The organism is Sulfuricurvum sp. MLSB, assembly GCF_000747095.1.
Lineage (GTDB): Bacteria > Campylobacterota > Campylobacteria > Campylobacterales > Sulfurimonadaceae > Sulfuricurvum.
Window position 1 is genome coordinate 25,704 of record NZ_JQGL01000075.1, and the last position, 6,820, is coordinate 32,523.

The following is a 6,820-nucleotide window of genomic DNA, read 5'->3' on the forward strand; positions in this document are numbered from 1 at the left end:
AAGAGCCAACCATGAAAATCCTTCTCGCCAACGCCGTATTCACCGACGGAACCCTATACCGCGACCATGGGGTCGTTTTCGAACGTACAGTTCTCGCCCTCAAGCCCAACGACGAGCTGCGTGCCGAGTACGGCGACCGATGCGTAGAGCTGGGAGAAGGCTCCGTGCTGCTCCCCGGCCTGATCAATCCCCATGTCCATCTGGAATTCAGCGCCAACCGTTCTACCCTCACCTACGGCGCGTTTATGCCCTGGCTTCAAAGCGTTATCGCGAACCGTGACGAACTGGTCAACGGATGCGACGACGCCTGCATCCGACACGCGGTTGATATGATGCTGGAAAACGGCATCACGGCCTTCGGAGCGGTCAGTTCGTACGGATTCGATCTGGATGCCTGCGCGTCATCTCTTCAGAAAGTAGTCTATTTCAACGAACTGATCGGATCGGACCCCGCTATGGCCGATGCGCTCTATGGCAATTTTCAGGAGCGTCTCTTTGCCTCGCAGGCCGTAGTACGCGACGGGTTTTATCCTTCTATCGCCATCCATTCGCCTTATTCGGTTCATCGGATTTTGATCCAAAAAGCGCTCGAGTACGCCAAGGCTCATCGACTGCGCGTCACCGCCCATTTTATGGAGAGTCCCTCCGAGCGCGAATGGCTTGATGAAAACAGCGGCGATTTCAAACCGTTTTTTGAAAATTTTCTCCGACAACACCGCGCGGCGAACAGCGCCGAAGAATTTTTGACGTACTTTGACGGCCATCCGACCCTTTTTACCCATGTCGTCCATGCCAAAGACGACGAACTGGCCCATATCGCCAAAGGCGGGCACACCGTGATCCACTGTCCGATTTCCAACCGGCTGCTCGGCAGCGGCGCGATCAATCTGGAACGGCTGGATGCGCACCGCATCCGTTGGGTCTGCGGTACCGACGGGCTTAGTTCCAACTATGCCCTGGACCTGTTTGAGGAGATGAAAGCGGCTCTTTTCATGCATCACGGCAGCGATCTGCTCCCGCTGGCCTACCGACTCTGGAAAAGCGTGACCAAGAACGCGGCGGAAGCCTTGGGTCTGAACTGTGGTACAATCTCTGCCGGTTACGATGCGGATCTGCTGATCACGCGGGTTGATTATCCGATCAACGAACAGCTCCCTCTGCATCTTCTTCTGCGTCGGCCCGCGATCGAGTCGGTTTACATTCACGGAAATAAGGTCAAAGGATAAAACGGATGGAATGGATCAAAAAAATCGGCGGTTTTATCGCTTCAATACTGACATTTGTTCAAGGACATTTCAAAGCGACGCTGCTTGTTTTGTTTCTTCTCTGGCTTCTGATCCCCTCGGGAGAAGAGGCGATCGCATCGCATAATCTTCAGAAAATTACGCTGACGGGGCCCATTCTCGAAGCGGCTCCGATTCTGGAACAACTTGACGAAGCGGCTGAAAATCCCGATGTCAAAGGGGTGCTGTTTTGCATCGATTCTCCCGGCGGCGCCGTCGCCCCCTCGGTTGAAATCGCCTATGCGATCAAACGAATCCGAGAAAGCAAACCCGTCGTCGTCTATGCCGGCGGCATTATGGCCAGCGGCGGCTATTATGCCGGTATCTGGGGAAACGAGATCATTGCCAATCCCGGCAGCATGATCGGCTCTATCGGGGTCATCATCGAAGGTGCCGACATCTCGGGGCTGATGGATAAAGTAGGCGTTAAAACCCAAGTTGTCCATGCGGGAAGCTATAAGCAAGTGGGTACCTTCGATCGGGCGTGGAAGCCCCACGAAAAAGCCGAACTGGATAAAGTGATCACCGGAACCTACGATATGTTCGTCCGAGACGTTGCCCGCGCCCGCCGTCTTGATCCGCACCAAAGCGGAGACTACGCCGATGCGCATATCTTTACCGCCGAACAAGCGCGCAAAGTGGGGCTGGTCGATAAACTCGGTGTCGAATTCGATGCCAAAAAACGGCTGGCCGAACTGGCAAAAGTGAGCGATCCGGTGTGGAACAAAGAAGATCCGATGGAAAAATTTTTCAAACAGTTTGCCGTCGAAGGGGCCGCCATGGCCTACACGTGGTTCCCCGCGATCACTCTGAAATAGGTATCGTTTCCAGCACTTCGGCGCGAACGACGCGCCGGTCGTTCATCGCTTAGCTCACATGTACTTCCCGCCGGTTACGTTAAAGTAACTCGCTACGCCCCGATACTCAGACGCGCGATATACCCGCTTCGCGTCTCTCCCGCTTCTTTTGCTTTTGCATCGAGTCTTGCCAATACACGGCGAGGAAGGGTGATATTGACCCTCTCAGCTTTATCATCCAGTATTGCGGGATCAATCTCGACAAGTGCCCAAATAAAACCTGCATACTCCGCTAGTGAGCTATATTTACTAACCGGCGATGGTGCAGGTATATTTTCGTTATCATCGAGTAATCCGTCGATATGTAGAGTGATTGCCTCTTTAGCATTATCAATCGCTTCATCGAGGGTGTCTCCTGCTGAAAAACACCCTGCGAGATCGGGGACGATCACCCCGAACGCTGTTGTCTCATTTCCCATTTCGATTGCGATAGGATAGCGCATACGTTACTCCTCTTTCAGTCCGGCTTGTTTCATAATCGCCCGCACCAGCCCGATCCCTAAATCTTTTTTAGGATGGGGGACGGTGACTCGACCCGCTTTGGTCGGATGTTTGAACTGATGGTGACTTCCGCGCACGGCAACCAGAACCCAACCATCGGCTAACATCTTTTTGATTATTTCCGAACTTTTCATAAGGCTATTATACTTACTATACACACTGTTGTCAAATCATGGCTAACTGCTCTATGAATTCAATATGAAAATCTTTCTCTTCTCAGTCATTCCCGACCTGATCGGGAATCCACATTTAAGATGTGTTGTCTGAGACTATACGCCTATAAGATATTAACTTTGTATGACGCAGTATTACATTGGATAGTGACAATATTATTCACTCACTACTCCCAACTTAATGTTGACTAAATTAATAATAAATTGAAAACTATCCTTATAATTTTTCCCAATATATCGGAGTATATCTCGTTTGATCCCTTCAATATCTTTTGACAAAAATTGGGCTATCTTAAAAAACAAAGCATGATGATCTTCAGAAATATCTATTTGATTGCGTATAAAATCACTAAACTCTTCTGAATCATCTATATCAGAAATAAAATGTTCATCTGCTTGAATCAATCCTAAAATATATTTTTCAGGGGCATTATTAGAAGGGAGTTTTGTGAAATAGTCGCTATGTCGTAATGAGAATTCTTCATCCGTACATGTTTCCCCACTTCGAAGCATAAATTTCGAACACCATCCTTTTATCTCAGAATCGGTTGCATCCCCATCTGGAATCCCAATTGCTTGCCCTAATTCTGAATTAATATAATGTGCCGAAGTCATACGAACGACATTTTCTTTACTCCCAACATCAATTATTTGAATTCGCTTTGATACTGAAACATTAAAAAGACTCTCTACCAATTGTTTTGCAATTTCATCCTCAACATAGATTGTAAGATCTTTTTGATCATCTCCTGTCAATTCAATGAACGCCATACTATTACTTGGGGCTTGAATTACTTTTAATTCATTCGAAACTTTTTTTAATAGCAGTTTTGCTTTTGGAGGCAAAATATCAAAAATATATGGTGAATGAGTCGTAAAAACCAACTGAAGTTTTTTTTCTTTTACGATTTTTATCAATGCTTCTATCAAAGCTTTTTGAGCTTTTGGATGTAAGCCAAGTTCAATTTCTTCTATCAATACCAAACTGCCTATTGGTAACTTATTAATTCTACTAATCAAAGTGATGGCGACTTCTTCTCCAGCACCCATGTTAAAACTTGTATAGCTAATGCCATCTGATGCAATTCGACTCAATTTAAAATTTTGAATTTTGTCACAACTTTCTTCATGAATTGAAGTTAAATTCTTACTAGTAATATTAGAAATAGCTTGTTTTTCTTCGGGAGTCAAAACAGTACTTTCAGCAATAGTGAAGTCTCCTGAAAATGTACTTTTAAAATATGCGAATTCATATGCTGGCAGAACTCTTGAAATACCTAAAAAATCAATATTACGATTTGGGCGACGTTCATAGTTTCCCCATCTTGATATTTTTTTTATTGTATAGTCAGTTTTTGCAATGTCTGGTTTTATAAATTGAAAATCTAATATTGCACCAAGACCTTTATCTTCTCCTCTACTTGTGACGAAAAAATCTGCAAATGTATAATATGATAATTGCGTTTTAGAATTCGAAAATCTGTATGGTTTATAATCTTCATCTTTATTATGAAATAAACATGCAAGAGTTTGAAGAATAGTTGTTTTACCAATACCATTTGCCCCGGCTATAGCTGTAATTGGATAACTAAAATCTATAGTTACATTTTTTATCCCACGAATTCCAATATCATTAAAAAAAATCTTGGTTAGTCTCTGATACGATCTATCTGTATCCCACATTTCTTGAAGTTTTTTCTTATAATCCACTACAGTATTCCTCGCCCATTCTTCAAATCAAAATACCATGCTGTTTCATTATTAAAACCTATACATTGATTTTTTGTTTTTTTAGATTATAGCGGAAAAAGAGAGTAGTTATAAAAGGGTGATATTGGTAACTTCGGCACTTACGACACGTTTATCGTTCATCGCCTCAAACCGATCTCCGACATTCAATGCATCCAGATCGATCACTTTCCCCTCACGGGCGATCTGGGCAAATCCGCTTTTGTTTTTATTTTTCGGATGATTGGCATTCAAGCCTTCGATTAACTGAGCCAGCATAAACTGCTTTTGGCGCAATGTCGTTTCGATACTTTGCGTTAACCTCTCCATCAGTGGAGAAAGTTCGCGCTTGCTCTGTTCCAGCCGCTGCGACATCTGTTGTAGCAATCGTTCTTTGAGCTCTTGGATCGCTTCTCGTTGCACTTTCAAACGCTGTTCTACGCCATGGCGTTTAAAGGCTTCCTGCATCATAACCAGTTGTTCGCGTTTGCGCTCCAGCCGCTGAGCGATCATGTGATAAGAGCCATAACGCATCTCGTCGATCGTTTGCATCAGTTCGTCGCGGTCGGGCAGCAGCATCTGCATCGCCGCGCTTGGCGTCGGAGCGCGCAGATCGGCCACGTAGTCGCTGATGACCCAGTCGATCTCGTGCCCCACCGCCGAAGCGACCGGAGTTTGCATCGCAAAGATCGCGTCGGCGACAACCTCTTCGTTGAACGGCCACAGATCCTCGATGCTTCCGCCGCCGCGTCCGACAACGACCGCATCGGCGCTGAGGGCATCGGCATAACGAAGCGCATCCGCAATTTGCCCCGCTGCGCTTGGGCCTTGTACCAACACGTCCAAAACGACGAGTTTTACGAGCGGCCAGCGGTGCGATGCGACGCGCTGCATATCCTGCAATGCCGCTCCCGTGGCGGACGTGACCAAGACAATCGTTCGGGGAAATTTGGAAAAGCTTTTTTTGCGCGCGGGATCGAAATACCCTTTGGCTTCAAGACGCTGTTTGAGCTGCTCGAACGCCACTGCCAATGCACCCTGCCCGTAAGGTTCGGCGCTGAAACAGTTGATCTGGTATTCGCCTCTGGGTTTATAGAGCGAAAGCCCGCCGTGAATAACCACGCGGGCGCCCTCTTCGAGCCGGAATTTCAGCCGTGCGGCATTTCCTCTGAACATCACGCATTTGATCGAAGATTCAGCGTCTTTGAGGGTGAAATAGATATGGCCGCTGCCGTGATGGGTGATGCGGGAGAGTTCCCCCTCGACGCTCACGTATTCGAAAGAGGTTTCAAGAAGCGTTTTGATCTGTTCGTTAAGACCCGAAACACTCAGAGCGGCATTCATTTTTTGCGGGCGATCATCAATGTTGAAATGTCCATCGAAAAGCTTTTTGCATACAGCATCTCAAACCCGGCTTCATCCAGTTCCTGAGTCATTTTGCCCACCGTCAGGAATCCTTCGATGGAATCGGGAAGGTAGCGGTAGGCTTCGTAATTTCTCGAGATCAACCCGCCGATACGGGGAAGGACATTGTTGATATACCAATCGCGAATTTTTCCCAGTACGGAAGGGTTGTCGTTTTTCATAAATTCGAGAATCACGACCAAACCGCCCGGTTTCAACACGCGGTTAAACTCCTGCAACGCCTCTTTGCGTTCGACAACATTGCGGATGCCGTAGGAGATGCTGATGATGTCGGCGGAAGCGTCCGGTTTCGGAAGTGCTGTCGCCGGAGCGATTGTAAAAGCCAGCTCGGGAAATTTCACGCGTCCGACGCCGACCATTCCCTCGGAAGGGTCAACTCCGACGATCTCCCCGACGTTTACGCCCGCTTTTTGGGCGCGCCGTTTCCAGTACCCCATCATGTCGCCGGTTCCGCACGCTACGTCGACAATCGAATCAAGTGCTTGGGAGGGGCAATACCCGTACGCCAAATCGCAGGCCCGACGTCGCCAGAAAGTGTCGATTCCCATGCTCAACACACGGTTTGCTCTATCGTACGTAGGTGCAATGTCATTAAACATAGAGACGATTTTTTCTTGCTTTGTCATTAATCCGGCTTCTTTCGTGTGTTTTTCATCCAAAGGACGATATCGTTTTTGATTTTAGCGTGGAGTACCTCAAACTCCTCTGTAATTTCTCCCATACCGAACGATCCGCCGCCTATTTTGGGCGCGATGTAACCCAGATACCAGTCGCACACCTCGCTGGCGGCTTCGAGCATCCCCGCGCCCCCCTCGATCATCACCAGCGAATAGTCCCGGATCTTCTCCAGCGA

The 6,820-nt window shown here is 47.4% G+C and carries 7 protein-coding genes and 1 pseudogene; 2 read left to right on the forward strand and 6 right to left on the reverse strand.

The genetic code is table 11. The features are described 5' to 3' along the window. Window positions 1–11 precede the first annotated feature (11 nt). Together JU82_RS06275 and sppA are read left to right on the forward strand one after the other, a co-directional pair. Window positions 12–1,226 carry an aminofutalosine deaminase family hydrolase gene (locus JU82_RS06275; RefSeq protein ID WP_037948189.1) on the forward strand — a complete coding sequence of 405 codons (1,215 nt, stop codon included), beginning with the start codon at window positions 12–14 and terminating at the stop codon, window positions 1,224–1,226. Between the two features lie 5 nt (window positions 1,227–1,231). Beyond that, window positions 1,232–2,101, forward strand: coding sequence for a signal peptide peptidase SppA (gene sppA, locus JU82_RS06280; RefSeq protein WP_037948192.1), 870 nt, complete (start codon window positions 1,232–1,234; stop codon window positions 2,099–2,101). A 92-nt stretch (window positions 2,102–2,193) separates the two neighbouring features. Here the strand turns inward: sppA and JU82_RS06285 are convergent, their stop codons facing one another. The 6 genes and pseudogenes from JU82_RS06285 to JU82_RS06310 all read right to left on the reverse strand — a co-directional run. Then, a complete protein-coding gene (locus tag JU82_RS06285) occupies window positions 2,194–2,583 on the reverse strand; it encodes a type II toxin-antitoxin system HicB family antitoxin (RefSeq protein WP_037948195.1) in 390 nt (129 codons plus the stop codon). A gap of 3 nt (window positions 2,584–2,586) precedes the next feature. Then, window positions 2,587–2,775 (reverse strand): type II toxin-antitoxin system HicA family toxin, encoded by a 189-nt coding sequence (locus tag JU82_RS06290; RefSeq protein ID WP_015652901.1) that lies wholly within the window; start codon window positions 2,773–2,775, stop codon window positions 2,587–2,589. A 195-nt stretch (window positions 2,776–2,970) separates the two neighbouring features. After that, window positions 2,971–4,524 (reverse strand): AAA family ATPase, encoded by a 1,554-nt coding sequence (locus tag JU82_RS06295; protein ID WP_037948200.1) that lies wholly within the window; start codon window positions 4,522–4,524, stop codon window positions 2,971–2,973. A gap of 108 nt (window positions 4,525–4,632) precedes the next feature. Further along, on the reverse strand, window positions 4,633–5,886 hold the full coding sequence (gene xseA, locus JU82_RS06300) for an exodeoxyribonuclease VII large subunit (RefSeq protein WP_037948202.1): 1,254 nt from the start codon (window positions 5,884–5,886) through the stop codon (window positions 4,633–4,635). After that, window positions 5,883–6,593 (reverse strand): bifunctional demethylmenaquinone methyltransferase/2-methoxy-6-polyprenyl-1,4-benzoquinol methylase UbiE, encoded by a 711-nt coding sequence (ubiE, locus tag JU82_RS06305; protein WP_037948205.1) that lies wholly within the window; start codon window positions 6,591–6,593, stop codon window positions 5,883–5,885. Before ubiE ends, xseA begins: the two co-directional genes overlap by 4 nt. After that, a pseudogene (locus JU82_RS06310) lies at window positions 6,593–6,820 on the reverse strand (riboflavin biosynthesis protein RibD); the annotation flags it as partial. The gene ubiE and the pseudogene JU82_RS06310, both read right to left, overlap by 1 nt.